The organism is Paenibacillus sp. PCH8 (assembly GCF_002968835.1).
Classification (GTDB): Bacteria; Bacillota; Bacilli; order Paenibacillales; family Paenibacillaceae; genus Paenibacillus.
Genome location: NZ_PKQK01000001.1, coordinates 700,122 through 717,901, shown reverse-complemented (window position 1 = coordinate 717,901; position 17,780 = coordinate 700,122). Strand labels below are relative to the sequence as shown.

At 47.8% G+C, this 17,780-nt stretch carries 18 protein-coding genes and 1 pseudogene; 14 read left to right on the top strand and 5 right to left on the bottom strand.

The window, feature by feature from the left end:
- Nucleotides 1-34 precede the first annotated feature (34 nt).
- From C0Q44_RS03100 to C0Q44_RS03065, 9 genes are all read left to right on the top strand, one after another.
- On the top strand, nt 35-448 hold the full coding sequence (locus C0Q44_RS03100; RefSeq protein ID WP_105406016.1) for a GNAT family N-acetyltransferase: 414 nt from the start codon (nt 35-37) through the stop codon (nt 446-448).
- Nucleotides 449-613: 165 nt separating this feature from the next.
- Nucleotides 614-1,000 carry a ribbon-helix-helix domain-containing protein gene (locus tag C0Q44_RS03095; RefSeq protein WP_105406015.1) on the top strand — a complete coding sequence of 129 codons (387 nt, stop codon included), beginning with the start codon at nt 614-616 and terminating at the stop codon, nt 998-1,000.
- Nucleotides 972-2,264: an MFS transporter gene (locus C0Q44_RS03090; RefSeq protein WP_105406014.1), complete on the top strand. Its 1,293-nt coding sequence runs from the start codon at nt 972-974 to the stop codon at nt 2,262-2,264. Before C0Q44_RS03095 ends, C0Q44_RS03090 begins: the two co-directional genes overlap by 29 nt.
- A gap of 174 nt (nt 2,265-2,438) precedes the next feature.
- The gene (locus C0Q44_RS30020) at nt 2,439-2,576 is read left to right on the top strand and encodes a hypothetical protein (RefSeq protein WP_181150833.1); all 138 of its coding nucleotides are present in this window, start codon (nt 2,439-2,441) and stop codon (nt 2,574-2,576) included.
- Between the two features lie 115 nt (nt 2,577-2,691).
- Nucleotides 2,692-5,436, top strand: a complete 2,745-nt coding sequence (locus tag C0Q44_RS03085) for a class III lanthionine synthetase LanKC N-terminal domain-containing protein (protein WP_105406013.1) — start codon at nt 2,692-2,694, stop codon at nt 5,434-5,436.
- Nucleotides 5,414-6,214 carry a hypothetical protein gene (locus C0Q44_RS03080; RefSeq protein WP_105406012.1) on the top strand — a complete coding sequence of 267 codons (801 nt, stop codon included), beginning with the start codon at nt 5,414-5,416 and terminating at the stop codon, nt 6,212-6,214. The genes C0Q44_RS03085 and C0Q44_RS03080 overlap by 23 nt, the downstream gene beginning before the upstream one ends.
- Nucleotides 6,211-7,689 carry a tetratricopeptide repeat protein gene (locus C0Q44_RS03075; RefSeq protein ID WP_105406011.1) on the top strand — a complete coding sequence of 493 codons (1,479 nt, stop codon included), beginning with the start codon at nt 6,211-6,213 and terminating at the stop codon, nt 7,687-7,689. Before C0Q44_RS03080 ends, C0Q44_RS03075 begins: the two co-directional genes overlap by 4 nt.
- On the top strand, nt 7,671-9,434 hold the full coding sequence (locus tag C0Q44_RS03070) for an alpha/beta hydrolase family protein (protein ID WP_105406010.1): 1,764 nt from the start codon (nt 7,671-7,673) through the stop codon (nt 9,432-9,434). Before C0Q44_RS03075 ends, C0Q44_RS03070 begins: the two co-directional genes overlap by 19 nt.
- Nucleotides 9,435-9,692: 258 nt before the next feature.
- Nucleotides 9,693-10,325, top strand: coding sequence for an NAD(P)-dependent oxidoreductase (locus C0Q44_RS03065; protein WP_105406009.1), 633 nt, complete (start codon nt 9,693-9,695; stop codon nt 10,323-10,325).
- A 200-nt stretch (nt 10,326-10,525) separates the two neighbouring features.
- Here the strand turns inward: C0Q44_RS03065 and C0Q44_RS03060 are convergent, their stop codons facing one another.
- The 3 genes and pseudogenes from C0Q44_RS03060 to C0Q44_RS03050 form a co-directional block, all read right to left on the bottom strand.
- Nucleotides 10,526-12,178, bottom strand: coding sequence for a methyl-accepting chemotaxis protein (locus C0Q44_RS03060; protein ID WP_105406008.1), 1,653 nt, complete (start codon nt 12,176-12,178; stop codon nt 10,526-10,528).
- A 25-nt stretch (nt 12,179-12,203) separates the two neighbouring features.
- A complete protein-coding gene (locus C0Q44_RS03055; protein ID WP_105406007.1) occupies nt 12,204-13,211 on the bottom strand; it encodes a BMP family lipoprotein in 1,008 nt (335 codons plus the stop codon).
- Between the two features lie 355 nt (nt 13,212-13,566).
- Nucleotides 13,567-14,006: pseudogene (locus tag C0Q44_RS03050) on the bottom strand (gamma-glutamyltransferase); the annotation flags it as partial.
- A 200-nt stretch (nt 14,007-14,206) separates the two neighbouring features.
- Between C0Q44_RS03050 and fosB the strand changes: the two are divergent.
- Both fosB and C0Q44_RS03035 read left to right on the top strand, forming a co-directional pair.
- Complete coding sequence (gene fosB, locus C0Q44_RS03040) at nt 14,207-14,626, top strand: metallothiol transferase FosB (RefSeq protein ID WP_105406006.1); 420 nt, start codon at nt 14,207-14,209, stop codon at nt 14,624-14,626.
- 135 nt (nt 14,627-14,761) lie between these two features.
- On the top strand, nt 14,762-14,965 hold the full coding sequence (locus tag C0Q44_RS03035) for a hypothetical protein (RefSeq protein WP_105406005.1): 204 nt from the start codon (nt 14,762-14,764) through the stop codon (nt 14,963-14,965).
- Between the two features lie 128 nt (nt 14,966-15,093).
- Here the strand turns inward: C0Q44_RS03035 and C0Q44_RS03030 are convergent, their stop codons facing one another.
- Nucleotides 15,094-15,468 carry a hypothetical protein gene (locus C0Q44_RS03030; protein WP_146113418.1) on the bottom strand — a complete coding sequence of 125 codons (375 nt, stop codon included), beginning with the start codon at nt 15,466-15,468 and terminating at the stop codon, nt 15,094-15,096.
- Nucleotides 15,447-16,343 carry a helix-turn-helix domain-containing protein gene (locus C0Q44_RS03025; protein ID WP_181150832.1) on the bottom strand — a complete coding sequence of 299 codons (897 nt, stop codon included), beginning with the start codon at nt 16,341-16,343 and terminating at the stop codon, nt 15,447-15,449. The genes C0Q44_RS03030 and C0Q44_RS03025 overlap by 22 nt, the downstream gene beginning before the upstream one ends.
- Nucleotides 16,344-16,522: 179 nt before the next feature.
- Between C0Q44_RS03025 and C0Q44_RS03020 the strand changes: the two genes are divergently transcribed.
- The 3 genes from C0Q44_RS03020 (at nt 16,523) to C0Q44_RS31705 (ending at nt 17,769) form a co-directional block, all read left to right on the top strand.
- Nucleotides 16,523-16,732, top strand: a complete 210-nt coding sequence (locus tag C0Q44_RS03020) for a hypothetical protein (RefSeq protein ID WP_105406002.1) — start codon at nt 16,523-16,525, stop codon at nt 16,730-16,732.
- 121 nt (nt 16,733-16,853) lie between these two features.
- The gene (locus tag C0Q44_RS03015) at nt 16,854-17,489 is read left to right on the top strand and encodes a beta-ketoacyl-[acyl-carrier-protein] synthase family protein (RefSeq protein WP_105406001.1); all 636 of its coding nucleotides are present in this window, start codon (nt 16,854-16,856) and stop codon (nt 17,487-17,489) included.
- Nucleotides 17,490-17,505: 16 nt separating this feature from the next.
- Entirely contained in the window at nt 17,506-17,769 is a 264-nt protein-coding gene (locus tag C0Q44_RS31705) for a 3-oxoacyl-[acyl-carrier-protein] synthase III C-terminal domain-containing protein (RefSeq protein ID WP_181150831.1), read from the top strand.
- Nucleotides 17,770-17,780: the final 11 nt, after the last annotated feature.

Below are 17,780 nucleotides of genomic sequence, written 5' to 3'. Positions count from 1 at the left end.
TGTATGTATTCTTTATTGGAAAGGAGCATCTTTCATGGATCAAGTGAATATTGAACACACACCTCCCGCAGTAGTGGAGTATCTTGCTCTGCGGCAGATTGCTGGTCTTAGTCCGATGAGCAGAGAAGGGGCAGAGATTGGACTGCCGAACAGTCTGTTTGCGGTATGTCTGCGTGAAGAGGATATGCTGGTAGGCATGGGGCGAGTGATTGGAGATGGTGGCTGTTTCTTTCAGGTGGTAGATATTGCTGTACACCCGGATGAGCAGGGAAAAGGGTATGGCAAGCTCATCATGAGTGAGATTATGAAGTATCTGAAGGAGAACGTACCTGCCCGTGCGCTGGTGAGTCTGCTGGCGGATGTTCCGGCTGATCGTCTATATGCTCCATTTGGGTTCGAGTATACCAGCCCGAAATCGGAAGGCATGTGGTGGAGGCAGGGTGAATAGTGGATCAGATGTATGGGTATACCCTCAAACCTTTGGAATTACAAAGGTTTTTTGCTTTACATCCAATTATTTACAGGTATAATATGGTATGAATACGATTTACGATTTACAATTTACAAACTACGATATGAGTGATCCCAATTACGCCAAAAGGAGGAGAACAAATTGGACAAAGACCCAAAGATTCAATTCAATCAAATGGTAGAACGTTCTCTGGAGCAAGCGAACAGAAATCTTTCGGGAACGAAAGGGGTTGTTTCAGTCAGATTAAGCCAGGAAGAGATTGATATTATTGATCAACTTGTATTTCTTGAACTAGCCAAGAATCGTTCGGATGCAACGGCTATGTTGATTCGGGAGGGCATTCGCGCCCATCATACCCTATTGAATGAGATCGGGGAGTATACAGCAGAGCTGGAACGAGTTAAGGCAAAAATCCAACAATCTATTCGTCGATCAGGCTTGGCAACACGTCTGCAAAGTGATCATGGAAGTGAATCTGTGAGAAAGGGGGAAGAATCGGATGAAACAGACGATAGATCAAATTCCTGATGACAGCTATCGATCCGTTCTACGGATTCCTTCGTTCTGTGTACTTCTTGTAGGTAGGCTAGTCTCGGGTGCAGGGCAGATCTTATTTTCCATGGCAACGATGTGGTACATTCTTCAATTAACTGAGTCGGCCCTCGCCGCTGCACTAATTCCGATGCTACCCTATTTGATCTATGCTTTTATGGGCATTCCACTCGCTACCATCAGTGACCGTCTGCCCAAAAAACAACTTTTGATCTGGACAGACGTTCTGCGGGCAGGTGTAGCGTGCATCTTGGCGGTGTTATTCATGACGGAGTCCATGCAACCATGGCACATCTATGCAGCCAATTTGCTTATTGCTATTCTTGGTTTTTTGTTCAATCCGGCGACTCAGACGGTCATCCCCGCCATTCTGCCGAACCCGTCGAAGCAACTTGCTCCAGCCAATGCACTTCTTAACTCTTCCTCCAAAACCATTGAATTGCTTGGATATGCCATGGGGGGAATATTGATCGCGCTAATCTCCGTGCAGTCCATCCTGTTCATCTATGCACTTACATTTCTGCTATCTGCCATTTCAATCATCTTTATTCGCATTCCGATCACCAAAGTGGTGAAGCAAAAGGGAATCTCCGGCTTTGTAAAGGATAGTATGCAAGGCATTACGTTTTTGTTTTCCCGTAAGATTCTGGCTTGCTGCATTATTTTTGGAGCCATTATCAACTTTGCGGGTGCGCCTCTGCATATTTTTACGCCGATCTTTGCCAATATGGTGCTTCAAGCCGGGCCACAAGGCTATGGTTTGCTTCAGTCGGCCTTCGCTGCTGGCAGTATTGCAGGTTCCCTGCTTAGTGGCAAATATGCGAAACGACTCTCACTCGCTCACTGGTTTCTGATCAGTTATCTTATCTCAGGAACAAGTTTGCTGCTGATGCCGATGTTTCCCAACTTGTACGTGGCTATAGCCTGTTCGTTTTTGTTGATGCTGGGACTTGCTCTGGTGAATGTACCCCTGGTTACTTCTATTCTTTTATCCACTCCCGAAGAAAAAAGAGGACGAGTCATGAACAGCATGGGTGTCTTGATGAGTGGAGTCAGCAATCCGCTTGGATTACTGCTGGGCGGCTGGTTCATTGAAACATACAATCCTTCCTGGGTATACATGGGCATTGGTACATTTGTTATATGTATGGGGATGGCAAGCCTGTTTGTCCGACCTTTTCGGGAAGAACGGGGCAAGCGTACTCCACAGCATTCTTCTACAGTTTCCTCTGAAGTTTAATGTCAGATTCCACCTCCATTTAACGCGAAAAAATAAAGGTTTTGACATGAAACAGGATAATAAATGGATAACTTGAATAAATTATGTAAAATAATTCAAATAAAAAGGAGGAATTTAAAAATTTATGTAGAATTTGGTTTGTAAGAGGGGGAGACAAATGGGAGGTAATTTATTATGGAAAATAAGGAAATTTTGACGGTACAGGATTTGATGGCATTAGAGGTTGAAGAGGATAACAACATGTTTGAGGAAACAAGCCTGTGTACAGTGTGCAGCTGGACAAGTTCACATACAATCGTTGTAGAGAGCTAGAAGCTACTTCATACTTCTGTCCACTGAATAAGTTGAAAGATAAACCTTTGATTCTCGCATTACTAAAATAATTGTACCTCCCCCTCTTACTCTAACTATAAAGGAGTGATTCTCATTGAAACTCGCAAGCGTGACCGAAAAGAAGGACGCCTTTGAGAACGCTTTGGAACATATAATTCGGGAACTACCCCAATCCATCCAATGGTCGAATGACGGCCATTGGATTTGTTTTAGACCGAAAGAACTGAAGCTTCCCTCTCAGGGCTGGAAAGTGCATTTATCAGTCATACCTGTACAAGGAGCTGAACTGCTGCGCCGCATTGCACCTGTTTTGACGAAGCAGGGTGTGCAATGGAAGGTGGTGAGCAGCGGGCTGAAGCTGATTGAAACGTCCAACGGATCGATTCCCCTGCCTCAAACGGGGAAATGTGTGACCATCTATGCGCGAGACGACGAACAGTTTATGCAATTGCTGGAGGAGATGTATGCCTGTACGGATGGACTCTTGGGACCTGCTATCCCTACGGATCGGGCTTATCGTGGAAGCGAATGTGTATTCTATCGGTTTGGTGCATTTACGGACCGCTTCTACTATGACCGGTACTCGGGTGCCAAAGTATATGCCATCCAGAAACCCGATGGGAAGCTGGAAGAGGATCGAAGAACACCTGGCAGATATAAGCCGGAGTGGGTGAGCGAACCCGAGGAATTACTGCGGATTCAGGCCAACGGAACGGATCAGGATGTTTCCTGCCACGACAGTTCCAGTAACAATGAGTTTGGAATACGTCATATTCGTGTGAAGCGTGTGCTCAAGAAGTCAGGCAAGGGGGGCGTATTTCTTGTCTCCGGGGCGCAGTACGAACAAGCTGTGATGAAGGAAGCTGTCCATCGTATGCGTGTAGACGGTGCCGGACGCTCTGTCCATGATTATCTGAGTAATGAATATCGGGTGCTTGATCTGATGAAAGACACGGGGTATACGCCCAGGCCCCTTGATCTGTTCAGCATGGAACAGAACCGGTATCTGATTATGGAGTATTTCGACAGCATCAGCCTGCGTGAGTATATTCACCGTAGACATGTAGCAGCAGATTACACTCGGGCGGAGATCCTTCGAATCAGTACAGACATTCTGGATATGGTGCAGGGGTGCCATGATAAAGGAATTGTGATCAATGATCTCACCCCCAACAATATTGTTATGCTAGCGGATGGAAGTGTGCGGCTGATTGATCTTGAATTGGCTTATGTAAGTAATGATGAGAGTCAGGCCAAGCCATTGACGGGTCATACGCCCGGTTATGTGCCCCGGGGACGAGAGCACAGTCAGCGATCCAGTTATTCGGATGATCTCTATGCACTGGGGGCCGTGTTCTATTACATGGCTTCATCCATGGACCCCTATCTGAAATATAAGCAAGCCCATCTGGTAGCAGGCCAAGCCTATCTGGATAATCTGAGCAATACAGAGCTTCAGGGTCTGGGAAGTCTGGGCATCGAGATTATGTCTGGTGGATACGCAGAATTATCGGCAATTCGCGAAAGGCTGGCTGTAATGCCAGAGAAGCAGGAGAATGTTCCAGAAGGAAGAGAGTATGCCATAGAGACGGCTGGCGTGGGAATGGCGGCGGAAGAGGTACTTCATCAAGCCGAACGCATGATGAAGACACTGTATGCTTCCCTTGATTTCAACCATCCCCATCAGCTATATCCCGAAAATAGTATGAGCAAGATGTTCCACCCGGCTAATTTCAACTTTGGCTGGACGGGTATGATCTACGGTTTTAACCAACTGGGTCAGATCACACATAATAGCGAGTACCATCACTACGCACGTGAGGTGTTGGAATGGATCGTGACCCATACTCCGTATGTTCCGGAGGAAACGCCAACAGGTTTATATTTTGGATATGGGGCCGTTCCCTGGGCAATGGCCCAGACAGCTGACGCGCTGAAAGATGATTCCTTACTTCGAATTGCGGAGAACCTTGCTATGGAGCTTACTCGAAGTGAGCCGGTTCAAACCAATATCAGTCATGGAGCGGCAGGCCTGGGGTTGATGCTGCTTGAGATACACCGTATTGGAGGCCGTCCTGAACTTTTGACACGGGCAGACGAACTGGGCGTTTATATTTTGGATCAGGAAGAGCGAACGGAAGAGGGACTGAGCTTGTGGAAAGTGAAGGATCAAGCGGGCAAAAAAAGTCATCATTCCCTTGGATTCTCTCATGGCATCGCGGGTATCGGTTATTATCTGCTTGCTCTGGCTGAGCGAACGGATAAAGCAGATTACTTCTCTGCGGTGAAACGAATTGTTCACACGCTGGATCGCTCGAGTTATGAAGGACGGAATGGGGCCAGGTTGTGGCCTGCAACGCCCGACAAACCGGATGCGCTCTGGGTTCACTGGTGTAACGGATCAGCAGGGATTGGACGCTTCTTACTGGCGGCGGCTGAACTGCTGCCCGACCCGGTAAGTACCAGACTTAGCCTTCAAGCAGCGGATGCGGTGGCCCAGACAACGGTTTTTGCTTCTTTTGGGCAGTGTCACGGGATCGCAGGTAATGGAGATTTTCTGCTTCTGGCCAATCGCAGATTTCCAGGCAGATATGAAACCAAATTAATGGAGTATACACAGAGTTTGCATATACTTCGAAGTGATCAAGAGGATGACCTGTGGATGTGGCCGCTAGAGGATATGGAATCGTTCTCCCCGGATTACATGACGGGTTATATAGGGATTTACTCCTTCCTGCTACGTCGATTTTATCCGTTTGTGACCTCCGAACCACTGGTTTATTCAGGCTTTGATCAGGAGAGGGAGGGAAACGCACATGATACCAACATCCCTATCTGATATCCTGCCGCAATGCCAGCATGAACCAGGAAAGACGGGTTATCGATACTATGCAAGTGAACCCGGAAACAGCGGAACGATATCTTCACTTATGTTGATTGATCAGGGGGAAGGCGAATACACATTCGATTTGTGGAGCGAGGCACAGTCCATTCCGTATTGGAAAGATCGCATGAAGTCCGTATTGGATACGTTAACATGTTCCTCTATATATGCGATCACACCTGCCTCATTTCCATGGGAGAAGCTTGGGTACCGGGTAGATGTGCTTGCTCACAGATACCGATTCTTTGGCACGTTGAAGGACATTCCCATTCCGTCTATACCTGATGAAGCAGCACGTTGGATACCTGCGGAAGGGCAGGTGGACTCGCTTGCTCGCATACTTCAGGCCAGTGACCCTGCTTGTCCGGGGTGGGAAGCCGCCCGACAGGCAGTGGGAGATATTTATGAGGGTATATATGGGATGTTGTTGAACGGTTCCGGGCTTGTGGAACTGGAGGGAAGGCATATCGGAGGATGTCTGTTAAGCGATGAGTTCGGGAGTGTACTCCTTGCTCATATATTTACGATACCTGCGGCGAAACGTCAAGGCTGGGCCCGGTGGCTTGTTGCATATGGCCTTCATCGGTACAGCACTAATCCCAATCAGCAGATTAAAGCTTCGCTAGATGCAGATAATCGAGGCAGTTATCGTTTGATGACTACACTGAATTTACAACAGGTGCATGAACGTGTAAATGTATGCCGGATTACGAAAGAGAGTGAGCCTTCATGATGCCTGTTTTAATGGAAAGTATGGACTATCATGATCAGCGAAGTGAATGGTTTCGAGCGAGTCACGAACCCGGATTGTTTGTGGTTGAAGGGACACCGGAAGCTGTGAAGCATGAACTTCAAAAGCTGAGTACACATTGGCAGGAGAAGGTCATTCGAATCGTGGTAGATGACCCATATAATACTCTCCCGTTCATCTATCAATTAAGTCAGGTTCAACCCATAGACGATCTGGTGGCTTGTAAAAATGTATTATTGAGATTCCAAAGGGCGGGGTGGACGCCTGGTCATCGGAAATGGGTTCTAGTTGAAATAGCTTCCCATCTTCATCCTGCGGATCTGGGGGCCATATATCATATGATGTATCGCCAGAAATTAAAGGACGTAAGTGTTGTGCTCTTTTTTCATCGATATCCGGTAATGTCGAATCCTTCCAAGGTTGTGCCGAGGCTTGCCGTTTCTCTAGTCAGGGATACACCGGAACAGACCTGGCGTTTATTGGATGAACAGCTGCGAATGGCGAGCAGGGATATGGAGCAGGGCGAGGGGAGAAACAACGATAAAGCCTTGGCCCTTTATAACAAACTGGCCTGGATTTTGTTGTCCAAATCGGATGATCCGGCCCGCTACAGATCCTGTTTTTATTTTTTCGACCGCAATACATTATTTCAACGTTTGTCGGCAGCCCAGCAGGCGGTACTTTGGTTTGAACTGGGTCAACTGTTAACCAAAAAGGGGGAAGATTATACCGCGGCAAGACACTGTTATTCGAAAGCACGGGAGGTTCTTGATGATGAAAATCTAACCGAAGCTTATCGGATTGGCAAAGAGGCTGCCCTTGATAACGGGGAAGCTCTGCTCGAAATGCAGGAAGGGAATGCAGAGCGTGCAATTGAATTGGAGAGACAAGCCCGATTGCGCATACAAAAGCTTCCTCCAGGACCCGATCAGCATGTATTCCAGATTCAGACGGCATTGAACATTGCAGGATTACAGCTCCGGGCAGGTCAACTGGTGGAAGCGGAGGCCACGTTAGTATCTGCGGAGAAGCTCTGCGTGGATGCATATGCCGATTGGCTGGGTCATGTTCTCCAATTAAAAATGGTATGGTATCAGCAACTGGATGAGCAGGAGCGAGAATACGAATTGTTGATTCGGTTGCTCCGCATGAAGACAGGCTTCATCCACTCCAAGCTGCTGGGTCGTGCAGTGGAAATGGCAGGAGTATTGATTCGCCAAGGGGCGGAGGAACACGCAGCCCGGGTGTATCGCCTCTTAATGATGGGGCTGCCGGCTGCCAGTCTGCCACAGATCAGGTTGATTCGGGAAACGTTAGGCAGATTGGGAACAGATACGCTCGCAGATACACACACGCAGAATCAGTATATTTATAAGCAGGAATTGCAGTTGGAGTTGTGGGAGCAATTCAAGCAATGGAATGAAAGGAGGAAATCCGCTTGGGCTATCCATTCCTGACACGAATGAGTGTGAACAAGGAGCGCACAGGTATGATTTTGGGCTATGATGACCATACATGCGTATGGTGCAAACTGGATGAGGCAGGCCGCATTACTGGTATACAGAGCCTCTCTGAACATCGGACAGAGCCGGAGCAGCATACACAGCATATCCAGTTCATAGGCAGGGATCGGGTTCTGGTCATTACCCAGGACGAGCAAGGGAAATGGCTTTATTTATACGAGAATGAGGAGCAGGCGAAGCTGGTCCAGACCGTGTTTATGAAGTTGCCTTTTCCTGTAATGCAGGTCGCTTGGCACGAGGAGAAGTTGCGGGTGATATTCGCCATTCGATATCGGTCGGGGTCTGTTCGTATAGGTATCTATGATCCGGAGCAGGATGAAGCACGATGGGTTACGCCTAATTTGGACAATCCGCAATTTGTATTCTGGTCTGTGTCCACACGAGAGGTAGGTATAAACGTTGCTGGGCTCGGTAGAGTGTACTCCTATTCGGAAGACATCGGGTTATCCATGGAAATACCATATACGGAGTATCCCTACCCGGTGATGGATAAGCAAGGTGATCTGATCGCAGTATCCATTCCTGTGGAACATGGTTTCCAGCCCGGATGGATCAGACAGGGAGAAGATAGGGTTCATCACTTGTCAGGGAATAGGGAATCCTTCTCGGAGCTGATTCGAATGCAACTTGATTCGGATCAACAGCTTATCCTTTGCGAAGGCATAACCTGCGGCAGGTGGCATTATGTTCAATACACGTTGGACGGAGAGAAAATATTTGAGCTGTATGACTATCCGGGAACCTTGACACAGGCTGTCCTCAGCAAGGATAAGCAGGGGTTGATCGGCAAATATGAGTCCATCGCAGTGGCTCCCGTGCCAGGTATACATCGAATTCTGGAGACAACGGATACGATTACCCGACTTATAGCAGGGCAAGAAAACAGTGAAGGCAGTAGTCTCGACCCAAAGCCAGCAGTCAATTACAGAGACTTTCATTATGGGACTGACAGGATTCCCTACATGGACATCCATCCGGAAGGTGCGGAGCAGGTGGTCATCTATCTTCATGGTGGGCCTCATAATTGTCTGTTCGACAGCTTTAGTCCGGTGATTAGCGAGTTATGGCAGACTGGTGTTCGAGTCATCGGGTTGAACTATCCGGGCAGTTCAGGATTCAGCTCGGAGTACAGGATGCGAATCCAGAATGATTGGGGTGGTGTGGATGCAGATGTAATCCGATTCATGAGAGAGCAGCTGCTCTATACCTATTCGACAGTTTCCTTATATGGCGTAAGTTATGGTGCTTATCTTGCATTGCTGGTAGCAGGTAAACATCCGGCTCTGTGGAGCAAAGTGGTCGCCTGTGCACCGTTTACAGATTTGAATGGGTTATACGTAGATGGAGGCGTGAAACTGAGAGCTTTTTTGCAAACGGAAATTGGAGAACTGCTACAGGATGAATCTGTCCTGTGGGATCGAAGTCCGTTAACTTATGCGTCTGCGCTCAGTGAGGTGGATATTCAGCTCATTCACGGTCGGAAAGATCAACTCTGCCCGGTGGAGCAGACGGAGCGATTGGTTCAGGATATCCAGAAAAAGAAGCCCAATTCGGATGCTGCGGGCAGGCTTGAACTTCATATTATAGATGAGATGGAACATGAGGTTTATTCGGAGCGGATCTGGGCTCAAATGGCGGTAGACTTCTTAACCTGTAGCAGGATAGGCCAACCCAAATAAGTACATGCTTGTTGAAGCCGCCTATGCGGCTTTTTTGGATGCGGATTGAGGTGGTTGTGCGGAACGAATGGAGAGGAGCATAGCGAAGTTTACGTTGATACGGAGATCCGATTACGATGCAAATGAACATTCCAGTTTACAAGTGGTCTCATCCGGTTTAAGATGGCGTGAGCCGTTTAAGGTATATAACAACAGGATTAAGTATTAAAATAACGGTAAGTTGATGAGATGATATCTATAGAAAGAAGGGATTTTAATATGAAGGTAACCATTTTTGGAGCAACCGGAGCGATTGGAAAGACGATATTGTGGGAACTGATGGATCGAGGGCATGAAGTGACAGCGGTGGTACGTGACCCGTCGAAGGTCGAGATGGTGCATGAACGCTTGCGTGTGGAACAGGGTGATCTGCTCAACCCGGATCAGGTGGCTGATTATGCGGCTGGACAGGAAGCGGTTGTGAGTGCATACGGGCCGAAGTTCGGTGGAGAAGAAGAGATGCTGGAAGTGACACGCTCACTGATTGAGGGTGTACGCCGTGCCAGAGCAGGACGTCTGGTCGTGGTTGGGGGAGCGGGAAGTTTGCTGACCGATTCCGGTGAGATGTTAATGGACACACCGGGATTCCCGGAGGAAGTTAAGCCACTGGCGAAAGCACATGCAGAAGCATATGAACTGATTGAAGCATCGGACATTCATTGGACCTACATGAGTCCTGCTGCGACGATTACATCCGGACGACGGACAGGCCAGTTTCGAGTTGGTATGAACCGGGTGATTACAGATGATATTGGGGAAAGCTCGATTTCCGTTGGCGATTATGCAGCGGCTCTGGTGGACGAATTGGATGACCCGCAATTTGTTAAAGCACGGTTTACGGTAGGGTACTAAGCCTAATTGATGTGATTACGTCTGTGTCGTGTGATAGCTCTGATTCATACAACAACGTTAACTTGTACCACATGTACGACTGCTACTGAAAAGGGGAGCCCTGTCACATTCATGACGGGCTCCCCTTCTTTCACAGGTTTGAGCATGCATAGCTCCCAGAACGCGATGAGCTGCTACATATGATGGTAGTTATCCACGTTCTACAGCCGGAAACGCTGCAATTCCTGATGCATCTCTGCACTGATATCACGCAATGATTTGACCTTAATACTCGCTTCTGCGAAGGAACGTTGCTGTTCCGTCGTGGAAGCTGTGATCTCTTCACTACTGGCAGCCGACTGCTCGGTGATGGCACTGATATTTTCAATCGATTGCTGCACCTGTGTGCTGAACTCGTTCGAGTGTTGCATATCTGCGGCAAGTTGGTGGATGCCTGTGCTAATACGTTCCACACTTGTGCGAATGGCAGAGAAGGATTCCCGAGTCTGGCCGGTAGCTTGTTCCTGTTCGCCAAACAGCTTCATGCTCTGCGCCACAGAATTCTTCACCTTCTCCATGGAGGCTGTTATCTCACCAACAGCGGCATAGATATGCTTGACCGATTGAGCGGACTGCTCGGCGAGTTTATTCACCTCGCCCGCAACGACAGCGAAGCCACGTCCGGCTTCTCCTGCACGAGCGGCCTCAATGGAGGCATTTAACGAGAGCATGGTCGTTTGTTTCGCAATCTCCGATACATATCCTGTCATCGTGGTGATTCGAGCAGCACTTTCTTCCAATTCCCGCACCGTTTGTTCCACCTCGGACATCGCCAGACGATTCACTTCGGCCAGACGGAGCTGTTCCGCTACAGCCTTATTGCCTTCCACAACGGTAGTTAATACTTCACGACCATCGATCACCGATTGGGAAGTGGCTTCCAGATTGCTATGGAAGGTAGACTGCATTTTGTCCACGACCATCACGGTTTCACTCAGATCCTCGGCAATCTTTTGACTACCAATCGATAGTTCCTCCGTGGTGCGGGATACTTGCTGCACAATCGCTTGTGCCGTATCATTGCCACGGTCGATGTCTTGCGCCATCTGATCCACGCGATGACCGGCTGCGCCGATCGATTGAATAATGCCGCGGATATTAAGGGTCATGATACGGAAGGAGCGACTCAGGTCATCGAGTTCATCTTTGCCCCGAGCTTCCGGTAATTGTCCAGTAAGGTCGCCGTCTGCAATCTGTCCTGCGGCTTCTTTGAGCGTACGGATTCGTTTGGCGATCTGGCGCGAAGTATACATATTGAACAGCATTACAGCCACGAGCAATACGATGGCTCCGCCCAGAGCAATTTGCCACGTTTGCTGGATGTCCCGCTCCAAATTGATCGTATATTGATCATATCGATCCCGGGTAATTTCATCCAGCGAATAGATATCATTCTGTATGCCGCGAACGCGTGTACTATAACGTTTGGCTTCTGGACCGTCCATGTCCGTCATGGCTTCGGTGGCCCCTTGGCTCAGCGCTTGCAACTTCGTCTGGATGGATTGGATAAGTCCTAACTGCTGATCCGTTTCCAGCAACCCGTCCGTAAGCTCTTGAATCATCGTTTGGCCTTCATCCAGTAAGCGAATGACTGCGTCCTGATTTCCGGCTGTCATCGAGAATGAATAGACATCCAGCGCCTGCTGGGTCTGAATCTGATTCGCGTTCAGCTCACTAACCTTGAGCATGGCAGGAACCAGATTTTGATTTTTGGCATTCATGCCGAGCAATTCCATAATGATAAATGCTACCAGCGCAAGGCATAGAAGTAGCGAGATCAGAGCATTGAGTATCAGTTTTCCCTGTAATTTCATATGCGTACCTCCTCGAATCCGTAGGTTATTGATCCAGTGTAATTTTGATTTGACCGGAAGAGATTTGTTTAATCAGATCATCGAAGGTTTGCTTCTGTTCATCACTGAGCGTGATATTATGTAGAGCGGTCAGACCTACAGCGTTCTCCGCCAGACCCTCGTTGATTTCCTTATGAGGGAACGCGTGATTATTTTGAATAAACGAGTTAACGGCATTATAGATGGATACATCCACATTTTTCAGCATGGACGTCAGGATGGCTTTTTCCGCCAAAAAGAATTGATCGGTATCTACACCAATGGCGTATTTCCCTAATTTCTGAATCTCCGTCAGTGCGCCCACGCCTGTGAGACCGGCAGCTACGTAGATCACGTCAGCACCCTTTTCCTGGATCATCTGCGCAGCAAGCTGTTCACCCAGATCGGCATTACCGAAGTCCCCTGCGTAGACGACATCAACCGTTGCATCCGGCTTGACGGCATGAACGCCTTGCTCGAAACCTTGTTCAAAATTGTGAAGGACCGGAATCTCCATGCCACCAAGGAAACCAACATGGTTTTCCTTCGTAGCCATGCCTGCTATAACGCCAGCCAGATAGCTTCCTTCCTCCGCCCGGAATGAGATGGAAGCAATATTGGATAGCTCGGACTTACTGTCAATCAAGAGAAATTGCTGATCGGGATACTTGGCAGCAACTTTCTCCATATCAGCTTGGACGGTATCGCTTAGGCCGATAATCAGATCGAATTGGTCTGCCGCGAATTCCCCAAATGCAGCTTCAGCCGTTAGATTAGCTCCGGGTTCGCGATAGTCAAAGACAATGCTTTTCTCATCTCTGGCCTGAACCAGTCCATCAAAAGCGGCATCATTAAAAGATCGGTCGCCGAGACCAACCTCGGTAAGAACAATACCAACCTTGGTCCGGGTATCCGTGGCAGTTGTTTTAGTGTTGGCTGAACAGGCTCCCAGCACCAGTAGCGTCAGGCTCAGAATCATGGCGAGTCCTGCACGAATGTACTTGTTTGTTTTCATGTGATGTACCCTCATTTCCGTATGAACTTTGTGCGGTTTGATTTTGAAATACAACGTGATACATAGAGGAGTGAACACCCCCAAATTATCGATGTAGAGAGTTATCCCTTTATCTATATCGGACAGAGAAGCACGCTGTATTATGGTTAGTGTTGAAAATTTACAGAAATACAGATTAATTTCATGATTTGGACATTCTCTTTACATTCATCAATCAAAAGGATGAATAAATTGCTATAATATGTTGTTTGCTGATGTGAAAATAAAAAATACAACAGAGGATGGATGGACCATCTCTGCTGTATGTCAACTTTACTTCTGGATTTTCTTCGAATTTTGAATGATGTGAACAGGCTCACCAAGCCGCAATGGAGCCATCGGCTCGGGTTTCCGTCCCCCGCATAATACACCACTGTCCAGATTGCGCCAGATGATCTGACCACGTCCAAACGGGGACGAATCAAGCGCCACCTGAATGTCATGCCCTTTACGCACGAGTGCTTGAGCAATATGCTGAGGGAAGTCCGACTCCACGAGAATCGTTTGCCCCTTGATCCACTGCCAACGCGGGGAATCCAGTGCAGCCTGTGGATTCAGGTGATAATCGATTGTATTCATGACCACCTGCACATGACCCTGTGGCTGCATGAAACCGCCCATGACCCCGAATGGCCCGACCGCTTCACCGCCGCGGGTAAGGAATCCGGGAATAATGGTATGATACGTCCGTTTGCCCGGCTCCAGCGCATTAGCATGACCCGGGTCTAATGAGAAATTATGTCCGCGATTCTGGAGCATCGGTAATAATAGCAGCCTTGCCTTTGAGTTTGCAGCTACCGATATATGCGGGATTTTCACTGATGGGTTCAGGTACCATTACACTATGCATTCGCCCAGAAGAAGGTGCGAGAGGAGGCCGTAGGACGGTTGTTTTTCACGCAAAATATACCATAATAAGGATAGATCCTTAAATCAATGGAGGTGTCAGGAGCCACATGAATATTCAGGGAATGAATCATTTGTGCTTTTCCGTATCCAATCTGGAGCGATCCATAACCTTTTATGAGCACGCTCTTGGTGCCCGAATTCAGGTGAAAGGACGCAAACTGGCTTATTTCGAGCTTGCTGGTCTGTGGATCGCCCTGAATCAGGAGGATGTTATTCGCAACTATACGGAACGAACGTATACCCATATTGCATTTACCGTTAGGGAAGAGGAGTTTGACGAGTCTGTGCAGCATCTGCGAGCAGCCGGGGCTGACATTCTTCCGGGAAGGCCAAGAGATCCGAGGGATGCAGCATCTGTATACTTCACCGATCCGGATGGTCATCTGTTCGAACTGCACACAGGCACGATGAAGCAAAGACTGGATTATTATCGCGAAGACAAAGATCATATGGTCTTTTATCCATGAAATTGATGTGAAAATGGAGGTAAATGGCATTTGACGTATTTAAAGTCATTGCGATTTTCCGTAAAATACAATTTAGACTAACAATTATTAACAGTGGGGTCTGCTGCCCAATCATTAACATGAGGAGAGATGAGCGTGGAGAGTAAAGGAACCAAATTTGTTACCTCTGCAAGTGAACTTTGCTTGGTAACCGTCATGCTTGTACCTTTTTTTGCGGGACAACTTCATGTTTCGGGAGTAAACACTGGGCCGGTTACAGCTTATGGTCAACAGACACCTGAATATGCCATATCTACGGATATTCTGCTTGAATTGAATGATCCTGTTCCAGTTCGATGAGCACATAGGTATAATCCTGCGTCCTGCCTCTCACCAATGATTCCTGGGAACAGGGCCTCTGTTACAGAGGCCCTGAACTCCATTTTTTATTTTCCGGGGTCTCTAGTTGTTAGAAGAAGAAATAAGGTTTATTTAATAAATGACTTATAATCTTCGTAGTTCATTTTACGATCCTGAAGACTTAGCAGAAGGAGTTGATGGCTGATGTTGGCCTCCCGGTTTGCATAGATGCGTTTAAGCAGATCGTGACTCATTCTTAGAAAATAATAGCCTTCGTTCCTGTTGTTTTTCTCATGAAATACAATACCAAGCAAGCGATACAGTTTGGCACGAAGCATTCCTTCATCTTGCTGATCCAGCAGTTGCAGGGCTTCTTTGATGATCACTTCTGCCTGTTCTGGCTGGCACTCTTCCAGATAGACTTTACTGATTTCCTCCAATATGGAAGCCTTTTTGTGGGGAAGATTGCGTTTGTCGTAGATTATAGCGCATTCGTCCAGCAAGGGAGGGCTTCTTTTTTTTGCCCCATATGAAGCTGAATCACGGCGAGGTTATGAAGTGCCAGAACGTAGGATTCGCTGTTAGCTTGTTGATATGAATCTACGGATCTCTTGGTCCAGTCATAACTTAATAACATGTGTCCGTCCTGTTCGGACATATAATAGGCTTTCCCCAAACCCAGCGTAATCTCACCATACAATTCCGGTTGTCCCGCCATCTGAGCTTCCTTCTCCGCTTTGAGATAGTAATCCAGTCCCTCATCCACATTGCCCAGTCGTAAGTGAGTTGTGCCAAGAAAGGTCAGCGAGCGGATGTGTTCATCCTGTAAATGTTTGAGTCTGCTGCTGTACGTATACGCCTGTTCATAATATTTCCGGGCAGCATGATACAGTTCTGCATGGAAAGCCGCTCTCCCCATTTCCAAGTAATATTCAACAATACGTCCCCTATCGCCCGTTCGGGTGACCGTAAATGCTGCTGTTTCCCCGTCATCCAGGGCTTGGCGGTAATCCCCAAGTCTGTTGTGGCTCCGCAAAATGAGCAGGTAGGCCTCAGACTGATCCGATGTATCTACCGTCAGCGTCAGCACTTTATGTGCCATACGGATGCAGGCAGAGTCATTCTGCTCCGCATAATAGGCTTTGGCCTTGTCCAGAACAGCCTCACCAATATCCCTGTCCGTTGATGCACTTCCTCCCAAAAAAAACTCCATGGGTGTATTAAGCCTTCTGGCAATAATTTTCAACATACGCTGCGAGGGAACGGCCCTGCCTTTTTCGATGAGGCTGATGTAAGAGCGGGTCATATCCTCACCTGCCAGTTGCTTCTGAGACAGTCCAAGCTGCTCCCGGACTTGCCGGATTTTGGGTCCGAGCATGATCATTCACCGTCCCTTGAGTATAGTTTGATTGGAAATGTGATTGGTATGTTGAATCCATAGCGTGTGCAGAAGCAGGGGTAAGGAGAGCGAGAAGTTCATTTACCTCTATTTACAGTTTAAATCCAATTTGGGAGATTATAGAATCATAGTATCTAAGATGAAAGGAGGAGAAGTGAATGGTCATTAAAGCGACTCCCATTACACTGGAGCAATTGAAACGCAAAGAGATTGAAGCAGCACAATCGGACGCGAATGTACTGGGTGAGGCACGTGAAGTTAGTGCTCGTGCGGTATCCGCTCGTGCAGTAGAAGCCCGTGCGGTATCGGCTCGTGCTGTAGAAGCTCGTGCGGTATCGGCTCGTGCTGTAGCAGCGGCTCGTGCCTGATTTGTACTACTTACTTATTGCATTACGCTAGATTCATAGATGAGAGCTTCTGCGGAAGCTCTTTCTCTCCCTATATTTCAGTGAGAATCATACGTTAGTGATAACGAGGTGTCTGAAGCCGATGCAAATCAAGCAAATATGGTCTTACATTCCGGAGCACATTGTGCCAATCAGGGAATTGAGCGAGGTTCTGGGACTCAATAATGCCCAGACGAAGGTACTGGAGAAAATTCATGGTTTGAAACAGGTTCGGCAAGACAGGGATGGAGATCTGATTTCGCTACTTGGGCGTGTACTTACCCAGGTGGTAAATAACCCTGAGGTAGATCCTGACTCGATTAAGTATATCATTTATTGTCACACAATTCAGGAAAATTTCCCCTTTCCTATGAAAGTTTTGCAAGCCCTGAAACGGGCTTACGGGTTACAGCATGTCATCGCGTTTTCGCTTACGCAGCAGAATTGTGCATCAGGCTTGATTGCCCTGGACGTTGCCGAGACATTGCTGCCTTCATTGGAAGCGGATGACCATATTTTAATTTTGACAGGCGAAAAAACATTTAGTCCCATTGTGCAATTAATTCCCAATACCACCGTGATGGGAGAGGCATCAGCCGCCGTTCTGGTTGGCAACAAGGGTGACGGAAGTCGTGTGGTCGGACTTACGAGTATTACACTGGGCCAGTACTGTAATGTACTAACGGGAACCCCCAGATACTCAGGGAATTTCAGGAGATATACATCCCCGGCTATGTGAAGCTATTGTTACAGCCGTGGAGAAGACGGGCCTCACGCTACAAGATATTCAATATATCGTTCCGCACAATGTGAATCTATCCTCATGGAAGAAGGTGGCTACCCGCCTATCCTATCCCCTGGAACGCGTGTATACATCGAATGTGAAAGAGATCGGACACTGCTTCTGTTCGGACCCGTATATTAATCTGCAGGCTATTCTGGAGCAGAAGCTTATGCAACCGGGGATTATTATGTGCTTGTTACGGTCGGACTTGGAGTTACATTCAGTGTCGCAGTGATGCAATATGCA

Bases quoted from the DNA above. Each gene is read 5' to 3' on its own strand.
- C0Q44_RS03100 (WP_105406016.1), top strand. From the start codon at position 35: ATGGATCAAGTGAATATTGAACACACACCTCCCGCAGTAGTGGAGTAT.
- C0Q44_RS03090 (WP_105406014.1), top strand. From the start codon at position 972: ATGAAACAGACGATAGATCAAATTCCTGATGACAGCTATCGATCCGTT.
- C0Q44_RS30020 (WP_181150833.1), top strand. From the start codon at position 2,439: ATGGAAAATAAGGAAATTTTGACGGTACAGGATTTGATGGCATTAGAG.
- C0Q44_RS03080 (WP_105406012.1), top strand. From the start codon at position 5,414: ATGATACCAACATCCCTATCTGATATCCTGCCGCAATGCCAGCATGAA.
- C0Q44_RS03075 (WP_105406011.1), top strand. From the start codon at position 6,211: ATGATGCCTGTTTTAATGGAAAGTATGGACTATCATGATCAGCGAAGT.
- C0Q44_RS03065 (WP_105406009.1), top strand. From the start codon at position 9,693: ATGAAGGTAACCATTTTTGGAGCAACCGGAGCGATTGGAAAGACGATA.
- C0Q44_RS03060 (WP_105406008.1), bottom strand. From the start codon at position 12,178: ATGAAATTACAGGGAAAACTGATACTCAATGCTCTGATCTCGCTACTT.
- C0Q44_RS03055 (WP_105406007.1), bottom strand. From the start codon at position 13,211: ATGAAAACAAACAAGTACATTCGTGCAGGACTCGCCATGATTCTGAGC.
- fosB (WP_105406006.1), top strand. From the start codon at position 14,207: ATGAATATTCAGGGAATGAATCATTTGTGCTTTTCCGTATCCAATCTG.
- C0Q44_RS03025 (WP_181150832.1), bottom strand. From the start codon at position 16,343: ATGCTCGGACCCAAAATCCGGCAAGTCCGGGAGCAGCTTGGACTGTCT.
- C0Q44_RS03020 (WP_105406002.1), top strand. From the start codon at position 16,523: ATGGTCATTAAAGCGACTCCCATTACACTGGAGCAATTGAAACGCAAA.
- C0Q44_RS03015 (WP_105406001.1), top strand. From the start codon at position 16,854: ATGCAAATCAAGCAAATATGGTCTTACATTCCGGAGCACATTGTGCCA.